The following is an 18,442-nucleotide window of genomic DNA, read 5'->3' as shown; positions in this document are numbered from 1 at the left end:
CTACTAAATCCGTGTTTTTTACTTAAAAAAGTGTTTTTAGCGTACAGAAAGCATGCAATACGCCACAGGCACCCATAAGATAAACATTAAAATTGGCATAACACCGTGCACTTCTTCAGGCTTTCTATACAACCACTGAATAAATGGAATGGCGATACCAAATAATGTCGCCATCAATAGCACATCTACAAATCCACCTTTCAGCAGTAGCCACAGCAATACTGGTACACTCATCAACAAGCCAATTATCAATAAAACACAGTATTCGTATTTTCTGAGCTGCCATCGTGTGAACCCTTGAATGATCCAGAATCGCTCTGCATATTCAAAATTTGATTTTAAGTCCATTTTGATCACGCCTAGATTGAATAAACTCAGTGCAATATAGACGGCACACATTAATTGGAATAATTGTGAAGCAGTGAAATCAAGGCTCATGATGTTCCAAGTATCCACCTGTGTGGCGAACCAATACAAAATCACGACCGCAGTAACCGAAATACCGATACTGACAATACGATGGGTAAGAAATCTTTTATGAAATGCCTGACGAATAATTAGTTTATTTTGATTGAGCCAGAGTGGGCTATATTTCTGTATCAGAAATACGCTAGGTACTTGCAGCTTTATTGGTTTTAATTTTCTGCCGACCAGCCAAAATTTTATTGCCGCTATACAGATGAAAGTAGATAACAACACCGCAACGAGTTGAGCGTCCAATATCGCTAGACTCAAAATGGGCAAATATGTCAAAAGACAGACTAAAACCCAATATTGATTCTGTTGTAAAAGCAGCATTTGTATGATTAATAAATTAAAGATCCAAAGTAGCATCAATACACTGATGCCAATGGAAGCTAAGAGTTCATACTCAACCCAAACATATAGAAGCGCCAAAACAAATGGCAATAACATCAAAAAGCTTAAACTGCCTAAAAATTTGATTTCCACTGCAAAGCGACTTTTGAGCGTGATGGGCAATAGCGCTAGATAGCGATACCCTTCTCCACCGCTCAAAGCTTTACGCTGTATCGCACACCAAAATACATTTAAGGCAAGAAAGCCTGTCCAAAGAAACAGATTCGTGATTAATGATTTGCAATAAACCAAATCAATAATGGGCTGCACTAAAGATAAGAGCAGTCCGAATAGCATTGGCCCGAGAATTAATGTGATTAAAATAAGTAAATGCTTTTGCCGTGCAACTGCGTCTGCTGTGGTCTTGACATAGTATGTCCATCGATATTTCAAAAGCGTTTTTATGATTGTTCGCTGCCCAACATGTCTTTGTCTAATCATGCCGCCTGCTCATTGGACTTTAACCGATCTAGCTCGATGATTTTTGCTGCAAGACTGTCTCTAAATACAGGATCATGGCAAGACAATAGAATCAATTTTGATTGGCTCTGCTGTAAAAGTATGCTTGTTAATTCAGCCAAGGCGTTTTGATCTAAGCCATTACTCGGTTCATCTAAAATCAGTAAAGGTGCCGAAGTCATTAAGGCTGCAACCAATAAAAACTTTTTGGTTGTACCAAAAGACATGTCAGCAAACGGCGTGGCTAAATAGTGTTCTAATTTAAATTTTTCAATGAAGATTTGATACTGCTCATGCGCTATCCCTCGAATATCACACATTAAATTCAGAAACTCCTGCCCTTGTAAAAAATCATAAATAGGGCTTTTATCTGGCACATAGGCCACAAGTTTCTTGTATTCATTGTTATGAGGGGCATATTGTTGATCATTAATCAAAATATTGCCTGCATCAAAATCCAACATCCCAGCAATCATCGCAAGTAAGGTGGACTTCCCTACTCCATTCTCAGCAACAACAGCGACAATTCCGAATTCGCTTAACTCTAAATTTAAATTTGAAAATATACATTTTCCCGCAAAAGATTTGGACAGTTGCTGCAAGCTCAAAGAAACCATCATGATGTTCCTGATTTATTATATTAAGTTATTGATTTATTTTTGATCCATCTTCACATATCTTGGATCTGAATTAAATAGATTATTTGATAGACAAACTTAATTTTTTCAGTGTTATTCACTATCTAAATACGCCAAAATCATCTTTGATAATTCTACTTTAAGTCGTTGTTCTGTAATTAAAAAACTATTATTGCTCACATAGCGCATCATGGTAAATAAGGTACTATTAATGATCACAAAAGAGCGATGTTTCAGCGTTTCAAAGTTCCAATGTGAATAATAGCGATTAAATAAATACATCCCGACTTCAAAAAAATGCTTTTCCAAAACCTGAGAGGCATCTGAATGACTGTATTGATGCCAATGTTTTAAGATCTCAATAAAGAAGCCACGATCAGCTTTCAACATATCAAAGCCAAACTGAATACAAAGTGGGATCACCTCATAAATACTGTGCTGCTCTTGCTCCACGACTATATTTTTTAGTGCCAACCCCAATTGTTCTGATTTTCTGAGCAGCAACTCTTCTACGATTTGTTCTTTATTTTCAGTATATTGATAAATTGACCCAACGCTCACGCCAGATTTTTCCGCAATTTTGGGCGTCGTCAGCTCCAGTAAACCTTGTTCTGCAATACACAACTGCGCAGCTTGCAAAATGTTTTCCACGATCATTTTCGCGCGTTGTTGTTGTGGTCTTTTTCTCATTCTATTGCTCTCCAATGCGATAGTGTTATGCGAATTGAATGCGAATAAATATTCATATTAGTGTGGTATGAAACAATAACATTGAAGATCAAAACATGACCACTCACTTCAATACCGGCTGTCTTCATTTCAGGCCACGCAGCAATCTAATCTGCTGAGTTTTCTGCTGTCTCATTTGACGGGTCAAGCTGCACAGCCGAATTACCCTCAATATCTTGCCCTCAATAAAGCCCTGCAATGTGGTGATCCACAGATGGAAAAAGTGCTCACGTGGATGATGCAGAACCCTAAACAGCATCGTGAATATTTTGAAATTGCTTTATTTAAAGGTGTAGAGCAACTTCCCTTTTCTATTCCCGAACTCGAACATTTTTTTAAGCATGTTGAACAAATACCGCCGTGGTTAAAACCAGAAAAAATCCAGCAAGCCCTTGAATTCACCCATCGACTCGGGATTAACAATGGCTTTATTTTGCGAGATCTTTCACTCATGGTGGGTTATCTCTTCCCCGGTTTCAATCAGCCGCTCATGCTGACCGGTGCTTTAAATAAACAAGCCGGTACACGTCTGGCTGAGACCACAAAATGGTGGGTAGATATCACTGAAGAATGCGGACTCGAGCGTTTGCATGCGGGATTTACATCGACGATTTATGTGCGTTTTATTCATGCTTTGGTACGCCATCAACTCCAAAAAGGTAAAGACTGGGATTTTGCAACGTGGGGGGTGCCGATCAATCAATTTGACTTGGCGATGACCAATCTTGCCTTTAGCAGTGTGGTGCTTTTGGGCATTCGCGCTTTAGGGAGTTTCCCATCAAAACAAGAAACTGAAAGCTTTTTGCATTTTTGGCGCTATGTCGGCTGGTTGATGGGTATTGATGAAAAATGGTTAATTGAAAAAGAATCTGACGGTTGGAAACTGCTGTATTGGATGCAATTTGTACACCCCCAATCCGATGCAAGCAGTATGGCTCTCGGTGCCAGTCTCTCTAAGGAACCGTTTGAAAGGCAATACAAATACCTTCGACCACTTCAGCAAAAACTGGCTTATCGACAACATCTGGAGCTGACACAATTTTTTATTGGCAAAAAACGTATGCATAAATTAGGGCTCAAACCCCAGTCTGCGGCATGGTTTGCTTATTATTTATTGGCTAGAAATCTTGTCCTGTATTCAGGTGCTAAGCATGTCCCAAGTTTAAATCAAAAATTACAGCAAAAAGGCCGTGCGATTCAAAAACTCGGTTTAGCACTATATCAAAGTAAGGCCAAACAACTGGCCAGTATGCACCAATAAAAAAGCAGAGCGATCGCTCTGCTTTTTGGATGACAAATGTCAGGACTTAGAATTTCATCGATATGCGTGCCCAATAATTGCGACCAATATTATTAAACTGTTGATCGGTCGCTAAACCTGTCCCTGTATCACCCAATTTATTCAGATGCTCGGTATAGGTTTTATTCAGGAGATTATCCACACCCACAGATACATCTACACCCTCATCAATATGATAAGTACCATTTAATGACAGTGTGCCAAAACCTGCACTTTCTTTCAGGTCATAACCCACGATATTGCCTTGGTACGCACTGATACGATTTTGCCCATCAACCACACGCCAAAATGCTCCCAAAGTATAATTATCTTGGATATAACGTAAGTTGATACGCGCTTCTAAAGGTGAGATTTGTGGTAATGGCTTGCCATCTGTGGTGTTTTTACCCCACGCATACATTGCGCTAACATCGGCTTGAATATGATCGCTAAATTGATAGCCAATCCCCGCTTCAGCTCCCGCAATGGTGGCATCGACATTTTTCGCACCCGCGCTAAAGGTTGAACCATGATCATGCTCACCTGTATTTGGATGGTCATGATAACTCATCAAAATAAAGTCCTGAATCAGCCCCGCATAGGCAGATGCCCATGAACTGAATGCGCCATGTTCATGTTGATAGCCCACATCTAACTGCAAGGTTTTTTCAGTTTCGACGCCATTAAAGGTGTTTGTTGTGCCCGCATTGCCATGTTTAGGGCTAAATAATTCCCAATAATCTGGCATGCGTTCCACATAGCCTAGACCGATATAGGTTTTACCATTGTCATGTTCAGGGTGTTTATTTTCAAAACGAATAAACGCACTTGGCAATGTTTCATTCAGCTCCGTGTTATAGCCACTCGCTTTCGAAGCGGCACGCTCATCTTTCACTTGCACTTGATCGAGACGAAGTCCTGAAACCAACTTATTGTTGTCACTCAATTGATAACTGACTTCTCCAAAACCGCCATAGGACTGAAATGCCATATCTTGCGTTAAGGGCTTATTCATCGAAGGCATCATTTTCGACGTCATGCTGCCGGCATGTTTATTATTCTGCGTATCCAGTCCAGTAATGAACTGCAGCTTATCCCATTCATGGGTTACCGCCATACGTGCATTTAATGTACGGCGTGTAACCTGCATCGCCATTGGATTCGGCATCAGCATAGTCATACCATGATGGGTCATTTCAGCTAAAGGTGGCTCACGCAAACTAAAGTTGTCCATGATATGGTCGTTATAACTATAGTTGACCTGTGCTTCGATTTTTTTAATCACCTCTGTGACATTCTTTTTCTCGACACGAAGGCCTAAGCTTTCACGGGCAAATTGCGAACCATCCATTGAACGGCCTGCGTATACCGCCTCACCATCGGCTTTACCTCCAGTAAGTTCTACCCATGTATCTTGGTTTGGCGTCCAACCGAGTGCCAAATCTGTATTCCAGCGCTCCCAGTCTGACGGCACAGTATTACCATCTCCGTCTTGGTAGCTATCTGCAACAGAACGGCTGGCATTTAGGCGGACATATTTATGTTCATCCCCCACCGCCGCTTCAACATTATGATCTAAACGACCATAAGAACCGATCATCACACTGGCTTGACCACGGTAGTTTTTATCAGCATCGAACTGTTCAGGTTTGCGTTCAAACAAGACTGTTGCAGCAGAACCGGTATTGGCATATTGAACCGTTTGAGGCCCTTTAATCACTGAAATTCGGTCATAACTTTCAGGGGAAATATAAGACGTCGGTGCATCCATACGACTCGGACACGCCCCTAAATTTTCAGTACCATCGGTCAAAATTTTAATGCGTGAACCAAACATGCCACGGAAGGTTGGGTCTGCATTGGTTCCCCCATTTTTAATAGCACTAAACCCCACAATACTTTTTAAATAATCAGCCCCATCACTGGCAGGTATCGGTTGAATCGGCTGTTTGGGATTGGCACGAACAATCAGGCCATTGGCATCATTCCCCTGATGTGATGTCACCACAATCGGTGCCAAAGTCTGTACCGCATTGGTTTCCGTCATCTCTACGGACATCTCGTCAGCCATCACAGAAGTTGAATAGCAGGCAACACAAATTGCAGCCGCAAGAGGCTGTAGAAAAAATTTAGGCTGAGCCATGTTTATCTCACAAAATACATAAATAAAGGCGTACCTGAGTCCTCAAAGACCCAAGTTTAAAAAACGTCGGATTTATGCAGCGAGTGGCGGGGCTCGACCTTGCGGAAGTAAAAAGAGTTGTTGAAGAACAAACCAGACATGCTTGAAAGCTTTTTGAAAAGCAATTAAACGAACTTGAATTCGATCAAGCACTTCTTTCACATCAAGTTCAGGGGGCAAAACCAAATTGCCATAGACCGTACAATACTGACATTGATGACTGGTATCATGTTCATGGGCAGTATGATCGACTTGAACTTTCTCAGCGTGAGCGGAAGATGAATGGTGTGAATGTGCGGTATGTTCAGCATGAACATTGGGAAGTAAAAGTGCACGCGTAATGGTTTCGCAGACCGGAGCAACTTGATATTGCTTGGGCAACAATGGCTGTAAAAAAACAGCAATCTGCAAAAAAACCGCTGCAAAGGACAGCAGCACTCCACTACGAAACAATACAGGCAAACCCTAACATTTGTCTGACCCAAGTATAACAAAGCCCAATCGAAATTGGGCTTGTCTCAGGTATTTTTTAACCGCGATCAATTAACGTTTAACTGCGACTTTATCTTTTTGACGTTGGCGAACCAATTTTTCCACTTTGTCACGTGCACGTTGACGTTTCAAAGGCGATAGATAGTCGACGAATAACTTACCATTTAAGTGATCCATTTCATGTTGGATACAAACTGCGAGAAGTCCGTCCGCTTCCACTTCAAATGATTGACCTTCAAGGTTAATTGCCTGAATTTTTACACGTGACGGGCGCTCAACTTTATCGTATATTTGAGGCACTGATAAACAGCCTTCTTCATAGGGCTGCGTCTCTTGCGTCAATGGCGTAATTTTGGGGTTAATAAACACCATGGGTTGATCTTTTTCTTCAGATAAATCCATGACTATCAGCTGAATATGGTGATCTACCTGTGTTGCTGCCAGGCCAATTCCCGGTGCTTCATACATAGTTTCAAACATGTCGGCTGCTAACTGACGAATTTCATCAGTAACTTCTTCGACTGGTTTTGCAATGGTACGAAGACGGGGATCGGGGAAACTTAAAATAGGTAATAAGGCCATACGACGTCCTCACTTATGCCATTGATCAAAAAACAAAATGAAGGAATGCTTCATCAAAAAATTGTGTGTAATATCGTTATTATAACGCAGTTACATACATAATTTTAGGAATTATGATAATGAAAAAGGTTTTGAAGGGCATGCCAACTTTTAGTGCCTTGGGGTTTAAAAAACAATTATTGGCACTTACAGTCTGTGTAAGTGTGGGGATGGGAATGGTCAGTGTTGCAGAAGCTGCCCCTGCTCGTAACGTCAATCCACCGTCATTGAAGGCAGGTGCGCCTCAAGTTTATGTGGTGAAAAAAGGCGATACGTTGTGGGATATTTCCAAGCGTTTCTTAAAAAATCCTGTGCGCTGGCCTGAAATCTGGGCGAGCAATAAACACGTGAAAAATCCGCACTGGATTTTCCCAGGTGACCGCCTATTAATGTGTACCTACAATGGCCGCCCAATCATCGGTAAGGATGAAGGTGATGGCTGTGAAGGTATTATTCGTCGCTATACAGGTGGCACTAAACTTCAACCACAAGTTCGTGTTGAATCCCTCAACAGTGCGATTCCGGTTATCCCATTAGAATATATTAAGCAATGGCTTGAGCGCAGCATGATTGTTGCCGCTGATTCTGTTGAAGGCACACCTTACATTTTAGGTACAGCTGATCAACGTGTATTAGCTGCCAAAGGCCAAACAGTTTATGCACGCGGCCAAGGTATGCAAGTCGGTCAACGTTATGCTGTTTACCGTGAAGGCGAACCGTACATCTTTACCGATGCAAACGGCAAAAAATACAACGCAGGTTTAGAACTGACTCAAGTCGCTTCAGGTGTTGCCGTTCGTGGTGAAAATGACATTACCACTTTAGAACTGACCGATACTTATAATGCCGAAGTTCGTCGTGGCGATCGTGTTCTTCCTGAATATGACCCAATGCTGCCAACGCTGTTCTATCCAACCAATGCTGAAAATGTCACTGCTGGCGGTAGTATTGTTCGTGTCATGGGCTCGATTGGTACTGCAGCGGTTCACAGTGTGGTGACGATCGACCGTGGTAGCTTGCAAGGCGTTCAATCTGGTCAAGTCTTTAGCGTGAACCAAAAAGGTGAAATCGTGACTGATCCGAAAACCAAAGAACGTGTTCAACTTCCAGGACAACGTATTGGCAACATCATGGTATTCAAAACGTTTGATAACTTAAGCTATGCTTATGTACTTGAGAGCGAATTACCAATCAAAGTGGGTGCAACGATTCAGCCACCACTGATGGATGACTAAGACCAAATCCATAAAAAATGAGGCTGTATTCAGCCTCATTTTTTATTATCCAACAACGATATCACTGATAATTTTAAACCATAAAAAGAAGACATATTCAAAGGTCTCATTATGCTCAACTCATTAACTGACTTGCATTTAGATTACATTCGCCTGTGGTTTGTGGTGCAACACTCACTTCATAGTTTCTATAAAATTCAGCAGCACTATCCTGCCCTACACTACGCCCTTAAGCCTAATCAAATCACCACATGGCAAAAATTAGGACTGCATAAAAATCATTTAAAGCGCTTTGAGGAATTTCATAGCCCAAGTGGACAGCTTAGCTTTGAAAAATGTCTTAAGGATATTGAACAATACAGTGACTTTGTACTGATTCCTGAAGACCTAAACTATCCACAACAGCTTTTACCTTATAGCGACAAGCCGCCGATTCTATTTGGGCAAGGTAATGCCCAAGCCTTGATGCAACCCCAAATTGCGATTGTGGGTAGCCGCAAACCTAGTCCCCAAGGTCGACAAATTGCCTATGATTTTGCTTATTATCTGAGTGAGCAAGGGTTTTATATCAATAGCGGTTTAGCACAAGGAATTGATGAAGCGGCACATCGCGCTGCCATACAACACCACAGAACCATTGCCGTGATGGGCACAGGTTTAGATCAAACTTATCCGACCGCACATCAGAGTTTAAGACAAGAGATCATCCAACATGGAGGAACCGTAATCAGTGAGTTTCTACCGCACACTCCCCCATTGCAACACCATTTTCCACATCGAAATCGTATCGTCAGTGGGCTCAGCCTTGGTGTCATCGTGGCGGAAGCGGCATTAAAAAGTGGTTCACTGATCACGGCTCAACGCGCTGCCGAACAAGGCAAATCTATTTTTGCCATTCCAGGCCATATTTATAGTGAGTCGCATCAAGGTTGCCATCAACTCATACGCGAAGGTGCAATTTTGATTGATCATCCACAACAGGTTATTGAAGACTTGGCACTAGCCACACAGTGGCAATCACAGGCTGCCGAGACCTTAACAACCACCGAAATAGCGACACCCGAAACAGCAACACCGGACACCCCGCCACCCGAACCTATCCCAGAACATTTAATTGCGCTGTATCGGCAACTCGATTGGGTCGGCCAAGGCCTTGATCAATTGTCCATTCAACTCAAAATTGATACCGCGACATTGACCAGTCAACTGATGGAATTAGAGTTAATGGGCTATGCCACTCAACAAGCCGGACACTACCTACGTTGTCGAATGGGTAAATTAGGTTCACAATAGTCCTTTGTCGAATCAGATAAGGTCTATAGAAATGATTACCACCTCTGTTGCAGAAGCAGCTTCCTGTCTTAAAAAAGGTCAGGTTCTCGCATATCCTACAGAGGCTGTTTGGGGATTGGGCTGTGATCCCTACAATGAGCAAGCCTTTCTCGAAATTTTGCGCTTAAAACAACGTCCCATTGAAAAAGGTGTGATTTTATTGGCTGCGAATGTCGCTCAAGTTGAACACCTGCTTCAAGGTTTAACAGAAGATATGCGTCAGCAAGTCATTGCAACATGGACCAACCGTAAACCCAATGAACGTGCAACTACATGGTTATTACCGGCTGGTGACCATATTCCAACATGGATTAAAGGCAATCATCCAAAAGTCGCAGTCCGTGTGACTACCCATTCTTTATGTGTAGCTTTATGCCAAGCTTTTAATGGCTTTATTGTGTCTACCAGTGCCAATCCTGCGGGATTAACCCCTGCACGTTCCTTACAAGAAGCCAATCAGTATTTTGCTAATGAACTAAATTACTTAAATGGTGATCTCGGCCTAAGCCAAGAACCAAGCAAAATTATTGATGCTGAAACAGGTGAAATCATCCGCGCATAAGCTCGGATGCCTGTCTATACCTGCCTTTTAGAAAATACAAACAAAAAAAAGCTCAGCCATATAGGGATGGCTGAGCATAAAAAAGGATGTGTATAAAATCACATCCAGAGGGTCTTGCAATCTCTGGGTAAATATCAAGTAATTATTAAGAATTACTTCCTCATTTACGATGAAAGTATTATGTAATATTTTTTTAAATTTAACAAATATATTTTTTATATAAATAAAACTACTGATAAGCACTTTATTTCTGATTTTATAACTACTTAGTCAAAATATGTATCTATTTTTGATTGATTTTTAAGACTAGAATTTGTTTTTTAATTCAGTTTTACACTCAAAAATCCATTTTCAAAAGATTTGCCCTATAAAAAATAAGTTTGTTTGCCTACTTTTTAATCAATAATTCTCATAAATTTTCAACTTTTTACTAGATTTACTTACGCTGCGCCAAGATCACCCCAGTAATCGCCATCACTGTGCCGACGGTATGATAAATCATCCACTGCTCAGCCAACCAGAAATAGGCAATAATCGCGGTAAATACCGGCATCAAATTCATAAAAATACTGGTGCGATTCGGGCCGAGATGTTGTACAGCCAACATCCATACCAATGGTGCAATCAGTGATGGAAAAATTGCCGCATAAAATACACTTGGCGCATTCGTAGGATTAATCGCGTCTATGCCTAAATACAACACGAATGGCAAGTGATATAAAACGGCAAAGAAAATTTGTACATATAAGCTCAACAATAGCGGAAGTTTCAGTTGCCATTTTTTTAAAAACACCCCATAAAAGGCATAGAAAAACACTGCGAAGATCATGAGGATATCGCCGAAATGTCCGCCCATATTCAGTAATTGACTGAAATCTCCTTGCGCAATGACAAACAATAGCCCCGTAAATGAAATCGCACAGCCCAAGATGGCATAGCGATTCGGTACATCTTTAAGTATGAAAAATGCAACGGCAATCGTAAAAACAGGGATAAAGGCATTGATGATGCCCATATTGGTCGCCGTCGTATAATGCGCAGCGGTATAGCCCAAACCTTGATATAACACCATGCCAAAAGCACTCAGCACAGCCAATTGCTGCCAATGCTGCCCGATAATCTGTCTTTGCTGCCAAACGGTTTTCAGCATAAAGGGGGTTAAAATCAAAAATGCAATAAACCATCGATAAAAACTAATACTGACTGGTGAAATATAATCAGTCACATAGCGGGTGACGGTAATATTCAACGACCATATAAATACCGCGATCAGAGGCAAACAAATTGCTAATTTCGCCCAACGCGCTTGAAGCAACATGTCTGACTCCTCAATATATTGTGCAAAGATTGGTTTAGGTATTTTGAGTGATGTCTGTTTTAATTGAAATACATAATTTCAGACATTTATATTGTAGTTCAGACATCGACACTTAGGCTTATATGACATCAGCACCGATTGAACAACAAATCGAGCTTTTTGAAGCACACTACACCACATTAGATGCTGTCTATCCGCACAGTTGTCTTTGGGGTGATTTTAATTTTTGTCTCGATGGTATTTTCGAATATGAAATACAAGGGCAACATCATCTCTCACCTGCTAGTTATGGGGTGTGGATTCCCCCACAGACAGAACATTGCTCGGTCGCGATTGATGAACAACCCATTCATTATGTGGCAATCCGACTGGCACCAGATCTCTGCATAGATTTTCCCAAGCAGACTGAAGTGTTTAGCATCCAGCCTTTCTTTCGTTTGTTGGTGCAAGAAATTTTGGCCTTTCCTACAGAGCAACATACCACACCACCCTATCGACACCTGCTACAGGTCTTATTCGACCAGTTAAAAACAGCGCCCAAACATCAACATTATTTGCCGCAAAGCCATGATGCGGTGTTAAAGCCGATCTTGGCGCAGCTCGCAGATGTAGATCATTTTAGTTTGAGCCTACAGCGATGCTTATCCAATGTCGGTTTGAGTGGGCGTCAGTTACTGCGGCTGAGTCAGAACGAACTGCAAATGAGCCTTTCTGAATGGCGAAACCGTGCAAAAATTATTTATGCCATTCAACAACTCCGTGCTGGTCAGTCTATTAAAGCTCTCAGCTATGAATTGGGCTATCAACACAGCTCAAGCTTTATTGAGTTTTTTAAACGCTATACAGGAAAAACCCCAAACCAACACCGTGCCACTAGTTAAATGCCAAGCACTCAAGCAAGCCTCAGCTCGAATTCTGCAAACTACTACAAAAATTATGCGAAAAGCCTATCGATAAAAGCTTGCTGTTCACCAGATTTCCCTTTAAAACAAGGATGAAAGGCACAACTTCAATTAGGAACGAATATGTCAGCTTCAGTTTACGATATCCCGGTAAAAACCATCCAAGGTGATGACACCACACTCAATCAATACCAAGGCAAGGTTTTATTATTGGTCAATGTAGCCTCTAAATGTGGGCTAACACCGCAATATGAAGGCCTAGAAAAACTTTATACAGAGAAGAAGTCGCAAGGCTTTGAAGTCTTAGGCTTTCCTGCCAATAACTTTTTAGAACAAGAACCTGGTTCTGAAGCTGAAATTCAAGAATTTTGCTCGATCAACTACAAGGTTGATTTCCCACTTTTTGCAAAAATTTCTGTGGCAGGCGCGGATAAACATCCACTTTATCAAACCTTAACCCAAGCCATCCCTAAACGCATTGGTGAAGGCCCTTGGTGGGATGATTTAGTTGAATACGGTTTAACTCCAAATCCTAAGCCTGAAGTTTTATGGAATTTTGAAAAATTCCTCGTGAATAAACAAGGTGAAGTTGTGGCACGATTTGCACCTGACATCAAGGCAGATGATGCTCGTATTGTCGATGCCATTAACGCTGAATTAGCCAAATAATTCGACAATATCTCAATCTCTCAGTTAAGATTATTGTGATTTTAACTGAGATTAATTATTTTAAATTATCACAATAATATTTAATAATTATCACATATTGATAATTTACACATTTTATCCATTGTTTTAATATTTCACATACACATTATTCAAAGCTTCCCTGTAAATACTCATTATCATGAGTCTTATCAATTCATATCCAGCAGTAAACAGGTGAACTTATGAATACATTAATGAAAGCTATCGTTTTATGTATTTTTTGACAGCACGTGTTTCTGCGCTAACAATAGATGCACGGCAAAAAACTCAAAAGACGAAAACCCAACAGCACACTAAACAATACACACGGGTAAAAACCAAAGCCAGAACAAGAAAAAAGCGGTAAATCCATCACATACCTGGCGTTCTGGACAAAAAGTACCTTCTGAATACCGTGGTCATCGCTACAAAGTAGACCACATTAAATACAAAAAATTGTCTAAATCAGGCAAAACCAACAATGGATTAAAGTGAATGGCGACTACATTTTAATGAATGCCGTCAGCCACGCCATGATCAAAATCATTGCGGGTTAAACCCATCAAAACATCAAAAGAGGGCAAATGCCCTCTTTTTTGTTCGAGCGATTATTTTGTTATTGCTTTGCAACAATCTATTTTTAATCCACATTTTCCCCCTATATTCAAAGCAGAGACTTAACACATAGTGATGATTGAATGAAAAAGCTTGTGCAGAATGCCCTTCTCCCTTTTGCCATTTTTAGTGGTGTCTTGGTACTGATTGGCTGTGAACCTGCCACAGCACCGCAACAGGAACAAGAAATCGCAGCAGAAAATGATCGCCCTGCAACAACATCAACAAACGAAGATCAATCTGCGACACAAAGTCAGGCGACAGATCAAAGCCAATTAAAAAGCGGCAATATGTTTTATATCGTTCGCGATGTTGCGGATATGCAACTTAAAGCCGGCAATTATGTTGAACAACTCAAACAAACGCAGGTCGATTTAGAAGCCGCAGTCAGCAACCAAGATCATCTCCAATTGCAAAAAGCGGCAACCCAGCTGCAACAGCAGCTCAAAGGTTTCAATCAAGCTTTGAATGATCTAAATCTAAAAAGCACTGAAATTAATGATATTCGCAGCAATCTACAGGCAGCAAATCAGCAAGTATTGGCCTCACCTTTTCTCAATGGACAAGTCGATTTAAGCAAAGTTGATTTTCAGAAAATCCAAAATCAAATGGGCAGTATCCAAGCGGAAATGCTGAAATTGGCAGGTATGTTGATCCAAGATCAAGCAGGCAAAAGCTCATCTACTGCACCCACTGAAACTGAATAAATAGCGAAATTTAGTATTTCCATTGCATTCCACCTGTTGTAAATCAAAAAAGCGTTAGACCTTGAGCTAACGCTTTTTTCTTACAGTTCCGCTATAGAACACGACTGTTTTTCCTTTTAGATTAATGCTTAATAATAAAGCCAATGATGGAACAGTTATGTCAAACGCTGTGATTTATAACATTACACCCATTACCTTTCGTTTAGATTTAAAAGATCCTTTCTTATTTACTGCTCATCATATCGATCATTTTCCTGCTGCAAATGCAGACATGGGGCCAAAAACAGCCGCAGAGAAAGATGAATTCAATATGTACTATGGCGATGTGGTTCCAGGTTTCCCAGAGCATCCACACACTGGCTTTGAAACCATTACCTTGGTTGAACAAGGCTATGTCGATCACTTTGACTCATTAGGCAATGGCGGACGCTATGCTGCAGGTGATGTGCAATGGCTGTCTACAGGCAATGGCGTTGAACACTGTGAAATGTTCCCCCTACTGCATGAAGATAAAGCCAATCCTTTTGAACTTTTCCAAATTTGGTTTAATTCATCAGCTGAACAGAAAACCCATGATGCCGACTATAAAATGTTTTGGCGTGAAGAGATTCCTCACGTCTTTGAAACGGATAGTGAAGGAAAAAAATCGGATATTCGCGTGATTTCAGGGCAGTTTAAATCCACTGATGCTATTTCCCGACCGCCACACTCATGGGCGGCTGCCGCAGAAAATAAGGTCAACATTTATTTAATCACCATGCAAGCAGGTGCAGAGTTGGTGATTCCCGCAACAACAAGTAGCTCCAACCGTTTTGCTTATTTCTATCAAGGCAATACATTAGAAATAGAAGGTCAAACCATTCAGATGAAGCATTTGGTTGAACTCCAATCAGATGCCGACGTCCATCTCAAAGCAGGTGGATTAGAAGCACGGATTCTGTGGTTAGAAGGTGAACCGATTAATGAACCCGTGGCGATGCGCGGTCCATTTGTGCTCAATACCACGGAAGAACTCGATGCGGCTTTTAAACGCTATCGTGAAACCCATTTTGGAGATTGGCCTTGGCCAACACCCGCACCGGTCTTCAAACGTGATCAGGCTCGATTTGCCAGTTATGAAGGCGGTAAACGTGTAGAACACCCAGAGCAGGAAAGCTCACAAGCGTCTTAAAGTTCAATTAGTTGGATTGAGCAAATTCAAAGGTATTACAGTTTTTATCTTGTCCAAGTGCGCGCTGAACATCTTGTTTAAAACGTGCTTGGGCAAAGCTATATTGCTTCGGTAAAAATAAGGTAATACGTGTCGTCTGTGGATCTAAACTTTCGACCAACATTTTATGCAAATACGCCCCATGCTCAGTTCGTGCCATCAATGTCCCCTGCTCCAAATGCTCTTCTAAACGATTATCGGTATAGACGTAGCGATTGTTCGCGGTAAACGCAACACAGTGATTATAGGCTTGTCGCAGATTTCGAAAGGCGGTCATATATGGGATTTTAAGCTCCGTACTGATGCCATTATCAACCGATTCAGCGACAAGTGCAGCTTCAGTGGGAAGATTGGGTGTCGTGACGTATTGGCTTTGACATGCAACGAGCAAACTATAACAAAGACACAGTGATAAACTGGTGAAAAATTTGTGCATACGGACCTTTGCAACTTGTTCTTATTTATTTTGTAGAGATTGTAGCAAAACTGGGTAGCTGATTTAATACTCTACTATTCATTCCGTACTTTCATTGCAAATACCATGCAGCTGATTATTTTTACAGGCGTTCAAGCCTCTGGCAAATCAACCTTTTACATGTTGAATTTATATCATAGCCATTTACGTATTAATTTGGATATGTTGAAAACCCGACATCGGGAAAATATGATCTTTGAAGCAGGTTTGGCATCCAAAACCAAAATGGTGATTGATAATACCAACCCAGATCGGGAAGCTCGTGCTCGCTATATCCAACGCGCAGTTGATGCAGGGTTTGAAGTGATTGCTTATTATTTTGAAACCGATTTGGACAGTACCTTAAAGCGTAACAGTTTTCGTGAAGGCAAAGCCCATATCCCAGAAGTTGGCGTGTGTGCGACTTATCGCAAGCTTCAAGTCCCGTCACAAGATGAAGGCTTTGATCAAATTTTTAAAATAAAAATTATCAGTCACGGCGAGTTTTCAATTTTACCCATGCATGAATAACGAGCATTAACCTGCTTTTTGGCTATCTTGCCATTTTTTAAAAGCCGATTGCATGGCCTGACGTTCATATGGTTTCACTAAACGACTTTCTAATGAAGCAAAATCACCTTTATAAGCAGCAGCAACCATCGATTTAGCCAACTCTTGAATACTTACGCGTCCACGGTGTTCATATTGCTGGACTTCTTCATGGGTGAGTTCAACATCCCAACATGACACGACAGAACTCAGATCAACCGCTATGCTCAAGTAATATTGATCAAAGTCTTGATAAAGTTCCCAAAAATGCGGCTCATAGGCGATAAGGTTCATGGTGCAATGCTAGCTAATTGAATTTAATCACCATAAAGATTGTATTGAATAAAATATATTCAACTTTAGGTGATAGATATAAAGCCTGAGCTGAAAAAATTAGGGGAAAATTTTGATAAGAGATTTGATGTGAATATTATGGAGAATAGAAATTTCTCAATTATTCATTACAAATAAATCACTTCAAATTCATCAAAGACAATCAAATGAAATTTACTTACCAGTTATGTTCTTTGAACTCAATATTTGGGCAATATTGTTGTATTATCTTTTCTACGTCATTATTAATTTGGTCTAAGGGCAAAATAATCCCTATACATATACCGAAGAAAACAATTAAATGAGTTTGCGTTTTCTCAATATTTGATACTAAACTCCATGAAAAAATTTGAGTGTAATACTCAGTACTTTCGATAAGATTTTTCTCTGTAATCTCAATTTCTTTATCCCCAATGAAAATTTTCGAATTTTCAGCCATATGATCGATATATCGTATCTTAAACATATTTTGAAAAAGAGAGTTTACTTTGGGCAATAATCCTAATAAAAGAGCGACTAACACAATCAAGTAATTCAAAAGTGAAGAATCATTTTTGAAGAAAATAAAAATAAAGAGACCGACAATTAATAGTATAAAAAATTTAAACACTAATCTGAGAAACTTAACTTCGAATTTGTCATATACAACAGGATTCATCAGATTTTCATTTAGCACCTGAAATACATAAAAATCTTCATTGGTTGTTTTAATGTTGAGTTTCATTTTATTTTTTATATCAAGATTTATTTGCTAAATATTATATCCATCTCGATTTAAGTTGTATATTTGAACATAAAAAAACCACCCTTTCGGGTGGCTCTTTCAATCTCAAACAGCGTCTTATTGAGCGCGGTTTTTGATTTTGCGGATGGTTTCCAACTGAGCAGCAGTTTCTGCAAGAGCAGCCAAAGCAGCAGCTGAGTCCAAGTCGCTCTTTTGATTTGCTAACAATTGTTCAGCTTGTTTACGAGCTTCAATAATTGCTGCTTCATCAAGGTTGTCAGCACGTACTGCAGTATCTGCAAGTACAGTAACAACGTGCGGTTGAACTTCAAGTACACCACCTGATACATAGATTAATTCTTCTGTACCATTTTCGAGCAGAACGCGGATTGCGCCCGGCTTGAGCAAAGTTACTAGTGGCGCATGGCCAGGCATAATACCCAACTCACCACCAGCACCTTTAGCAATTAGCATAGTTACAGCGCCAGAGTACAAAGACTCTTTAACACTTACAACGTCACATTGCATAGTCGCCATGAGAATCTCCTAAATTAGG

At 40.6% G+C, this 18,442-nt stretch carries 19 protein-coding genes and 1 pseudogene; 9 read left to right on the top strand and 11 right to left on the bottom strand.

The window, feature by feature from the left end; all coding sequences use genetic code 11:
* Positions 1-36: 36 nt before the first annotated feature.
* The 3 genes from LXF01_RS00855 to LXF01_RS00845 all read right to left on the bottom strand — a co-directional run bounded on the left by LXF01_RS00855 (position 37) and on the right by LXF01_RS00845 (position 2,645).
* Entirely contained in the window at positions 37-1,299 is a 1,263-nt protein-coding gene (locus tag LXF01_RS00855) for a hypothetical protein (protein WP_233944886.1), read from the bottom strand.
* A complete protein-coding gene (locus tag LXF01_RS00850) occupies positions 1,296-1,937 on the bottom strand; it encodes an ABC transporter ATP-binding protein (protein ID WP_233944884.1) in 642 nt (213 codons plus the stop codon). The genes LXF01_RS00855 and LXF01_RS00850 overlap by 4 nt, the downstream gene beginning before the upstream one ends.
* A gap of 111 nt (positions 1,938-2,048) precedes the next feature.
* On the bottom strand, positions 2,049-2,645 hold the full coding sequence (locus LXF01_RS00845; protein WP_233944883.1) for a TetR/AcrR family transcriptional regulator: 597 nt from the start codon (positions 2,643-2,645) through the stop codon (positions 2,049-2,051).
* A 118-nt stretch (positions 2,646-2,763) separates the two neighbouring features.
* On the opposite strand from LXF01_RS00845, the gene LXF01_RS00840 reads away from it, so the two are divergent.
* A complete protein-coding gene (locus tag LXF01_RS00840; protein ID WP_442781362.1) occupies positions 2,764-3,945 on the top strand; it encodes an oxygenase MpaB family protein in 1,182 nt (393 codons plus the stop codon).
* Between the two features lie 46 nt (positions 3,946-3,991).
* Here the strand turns inward: LXF01_RS00840 and LXF01_RS00835 are convergent.
* The 3 genes and pseudogenes from LXF01_RS00835 to def form a co-directional block, all read right to left on the bottom strand.
* Positions 3,992-5,995, bottom strand: a pseudogene (locus tag LXF01_RS00835) (TonB-dependent copper receptor); the annotation flags it as partial.
* Between the two features lie 183 nt (positions 5,996-6,178).
* A complete protein-coding gene (locus tag LXF01_RS00830) occupies positions 6,179-6,598 on the bottom strand; it encodes a DUF2946 family protein (protein ID WP_180063357.1) in 420 nt (139 codons plus the stop codon).
* 90 nt (positions 6,599-6,688) lie between these two features.
* Positions 6,689-7,219 carry a peptide deformylase gene (def, locus tag LXF01_RS00825; protein ID WP_078191459.1) on the bottom strand — a complete coding sequence of 177 codons (531 nt, stop codon included), beginning with the start codon at positions 7,217-7,219 and terminating at the stop codon, positions 6,689-6,691.
* Between the two features lie 119 nt (positions 7,220-7,338).
* Between def and LXF01_RS00820 the strand changes: the two genes are divergently transcribed.
* From LXF01_RS00820 to LXF01_RS00810, 3 genes are all read left to right on the top strand, one after another.
* The gene (locus LXF01_RS00820; protein ID WP_078191460.1) at positions 7,339-8,493 is read left to right on the top strand and encodes a LysM peptidoglycan-binding domain-containing protein; all 1,155 of its coding nucleotides are present in this window, start codon (positions 7,339-7,341) and stop codon (positions 8,491-8,493) included.
* Between the two features lie 111 nt (positions 8,494-8,604).
* A complete protein-coding gene (gene dprA / locus LXF01_RS00815; protein ID WP_233944880.1) occupies positions 8,605-9,786 on the top strand; it encodes a DNA-processing protein DprA in 1,182 nt (393 codons plus the stop codon).
* 31 nt (positions 9,787-9,817) lie between these two features.
* Positions 9,818-10,387: an L-threonylcarbamoyladenylate synthase gene (locus LXF01_RS00810; protein WP_111885874.1), complete on the top strand. Its 570-nt coding sequence runs from the start codon at positions 9,818-9,820 to the stop codon at positions 10,385-10,387.
* Between the two features lie 436 nt (positions 10,388-10,823).
* Here the strand turns inward: LXF01_RS00810 and LXF01_RS00805 are convergent, their stop codons facing one another.
* Positions 10,824-11,705, bottom strand: a complete 882-nt coding sequence (locus tag LXF01_RS00805) for a DMT family transporter (protein WP_233944879.1) — start codon at positions 11,703-11,705, stop codon at positions 10,824-10,826.
* Positions 11,706-11,827: 122 nt separating this feature from the next.
* On the opposite strand from LXF01_RS00805, the gene LXF01_RS00800 reads away from it, so the two are divergent.
* The 4 genes from LXF01_RS00800 to LXF01_RS00785 all read left to right on the top strand — a co-directional run bounded on the left by LXF01_RS00800 (position 11,828) and on the right by LXF01_RS00785 (position 15,787).
* Positions 11,828-12,586, top strand: a complete 759-nt coding sequence (locus tag LXF01_RS00800) for an AraC family transcriptional regulator (RefSeq protein WP_180079239.1) — start codon at positions 11,828-11,830, stop codon at positions 12,584-12,586.
* Positions 12,587-12,730: 144 nt separating this feature from the next.
* Entirely contained in the window at positions 12,731-13,276 is a 546-nt protein-coding gene (locus LXF01_RS00795; protein ID WP_233944877.1) for a glutathione peroxidase, read from the top strand.
* 716 nt (positions 13,277-13,992) lie between these two features.
* The gene (locus LXF01_RS00790) at positions 13,993-14,616 is read left to right on the top strand and encodes a hypothetical protein (protein WP_233944876.1); all 624 of its coding nucleotides are present in this window, start codon (positions 13,993-13,995) and stop codon (positions 14,614-14,616) included.
* Positions 14,617-14,773: 157 nt separating this feature from the next.
* The gene (locus LXF01_RS00785; protein WP_233944874.1) at positions 14,774-15,787 is read left to right on the top strand and encodes a pirin family protein; all 1,014 of its coding nucleotides are present in this window, start codon (positions 14,774-14,776) and stop codon (positions 15,785-15,787) included.
* Between the two features lie 7 nt (positions 15,788-15,794).
* Here LXF01_RS00785 and LXF01_RS00780 read toward each other — a convergent pair whose 3' ends face one another.
* Positions 15,795-16,262: a hypothetical protein gene (locus LXF01_RS00780; RefSeq protein ID WP_233944872.1), complete on the bottom strand. Its 468-nt coding sequence runs from the start codon at positions 16,260-16,262 to the stop codon at positions 15,795-15,797.
* Between the two features lie 105 nt (positions 16,263-16,367).
* Here LXF01_RS00780 and LXF01_RS00775 point away from each other — a divergent pair, with 105 nt between their 5' ends.
* Complete coding sequence (locus LXF01_RS00775; RefSeq protein WP_233944871.1) at positions 16,368-16,811, top strand: AAA family ATPase; 444 nt, start codon at positions 16,368-16,370, stop codon at positions 16,809-16,811.
* Between the two features lie 6 nt (positions 16,812-16,817).
* Here the strand turns inward: LXF01_RS00775 and LXF01_RS00770 are convergent, their stop codons facing one another.
* From LXF01_RS00770 to LXF01_RS00760, 3 genes are all read right to left on the bottom strand, one after another.
* Positions 16,818-17,123: a hypothetical protein gene (locus tag LXF01_RS00770; protein WP_168378803.1), complete on the bottom strand. Its 306-nt coding sequence runs from the start codon at positions 17,121-17,123 to the stop codon at positions 16,818-16,820.
* A 217-nt stretch (positions 17,124-17,340) separates the two neighbouring features.
* On the bottom strand, positions 17,341-17,886 hold the full coding sequence (locus LXF01_RS00765; RefSeq protein ID WP_233944869.1) for a hypothetical protein: 546 nt from the start codon (positions 17,884-17,886) through the stop codon (positions 17,341-17,343).
* A gap of 117 nt (positions 17,887-18,003) precedes the next feature.
* Entirely contained in the window at positions 18,004-18,423 is a 420-nt protein-coding gene (locus LXF01_RS00760; RefSeq protein WP_078194022.1) for a F0F1 ATP synthase subunit epsilon, read from the bottom strand.
* Between the last annotated feature and the right edge of the window lie 19 nt (positions 18,424-18,442).

Origin of the sequence: Acinetobacter sp. SH20PTE14 (assembly GCF_021391555.1) — a bacterium.
In the GTDB taxonomy this organism is placed as follows: domain Bacteria; phylum Pseudomonadota; class Gammaproteobacteria; order Pseudomonadales; family Moraxellaceae; genus Acinetobacter; species Acinetobacter amyesii.
This window is presented reverse-complemented; position numbering and strand designations above follow the sequence as displayed.

Excerpts from the sequence above, each read along its gene's own strand:
- LXF01_RS00855 (WP_233944886.1), bottom strand. The coding sequence starts at position 1,299 with ATGATTAGACAAAGACATGTTGGGCAGCGAACAATCATAAAAACGCTT.
- LXF01_RS00850 (WP_233944884.1), bottom strand. The coding sequence starts at position 1,937 with ATGATGGTTTCTTTGAGCTTGCAGCAACTGTCCAAATCTTTTGCGGGA.
- LXF01_RS00845 (WP_233944883.1), bottom strand. The coding sequence starts at position 2,645 with ATGAGAAAAAGACCACAACAACAACGCGCGAAAATGATCGTGGAAAAC.
- def (WP_078191459.1), bottom strand. The coding sequence starts at position 7,219 with ATGGCCTTATTACCTATTTTAAGTTTCCCCGATCCCCGTCTTCGTACC.
- LXF01_RS00820 (WP_078191460.1), top strand. The coding sequence starts at position 7,339 with ATGAAAAAGGTTTTGAAGGGCATGCCAACTTTTAGTGCCTTGGGGTTT.
- dprA (WP_233944880.1), top strand. The coding sequence starts at position 8,605 with ATGCTCAACTCATTAACTGACTTGCATTTAGATTACATTCGCCTGTGG.
- LXF01_RS00810 (WP_111885874.1), top strand. The coding sequence starts at position 9,818 with ATGATTACCACCTCTGTTGCAGAAGCAGCTTCCTGTCTTAAAAAAGGT.
- LXF01_RS00805 (WP_233944879.1), bottom strand. The coding sequence starts at position 11,705 with ATGTTGCTTCAAGCGCGTTGGGCGAAATTAGCAATTTGTTTGCCTCTG.
- LXF01_RS00800 (WP_180079239.1), top strand. The coding sequence starts at position 11,828 with ATGACATCAGCACCGATTGAACAACAAATCGAGCTTTTTGAAGCACAC.
- LXF01_RS00795 (WP_233944877.1), top strand. The coding sequence starts at position 12,731 with ATGTCAGCTTCAGTTTACGATATCCCGGTAAAAACCATCCAAGGTGAT.
- LXF01_RS00790 (WP_233944876.1), top strand. The coding sequence starts at position 13,993 with ATGAAAAAGCTTGTGCAGAATGCCCTTCTCCCTTTTGCCATTTTTAGT.
- LXF01_RS00785 (WP_233944874.1), top strand. The coding sequence starts at position 14,774 with ATGTCAAACGCTGTGATTTATAACATTACACCCATTACCTTTCGTTTA.
- LXF01_RS00780 (WP_233944872.1), bottom strand. The coding sequence starts at position 16,262 with ATGCACAAATTTTTCACCAGTTTATCACTGTGTCTTTGTTATAGTTTG.
- LXF01_RS00775 (WP_233944871.1), top strand. The coding sequence starts at position 16,368 with ATGCAGCTGATTATTTTTACAGGCGTTCAAGCCTCTGGCAAATCAACC.
- LXF01_RS00770 (WP_168378803.1), bottom strand. The coding sequence starts at position 17,123 with ATGAACCTTATCGCCTATGAGCCGCATTTTTGGGAACTTTATCAAGAC.
- LXF01_RS00765 (WP_233944869.1), bottom strand. The coding sequence starts at position 17,886 with ATGAAACTCAACATTAAAACAACCAATGAAGATTTTTATGTATTTCAG.
- LXF01_RS00760 (WP_078194022.1), bottom strand. The coding sequence starts at position 18,423 with ATGGCGACTATGCAATGTGACGTTGTAAGTGTTAAAGAGTCTTTGTAC.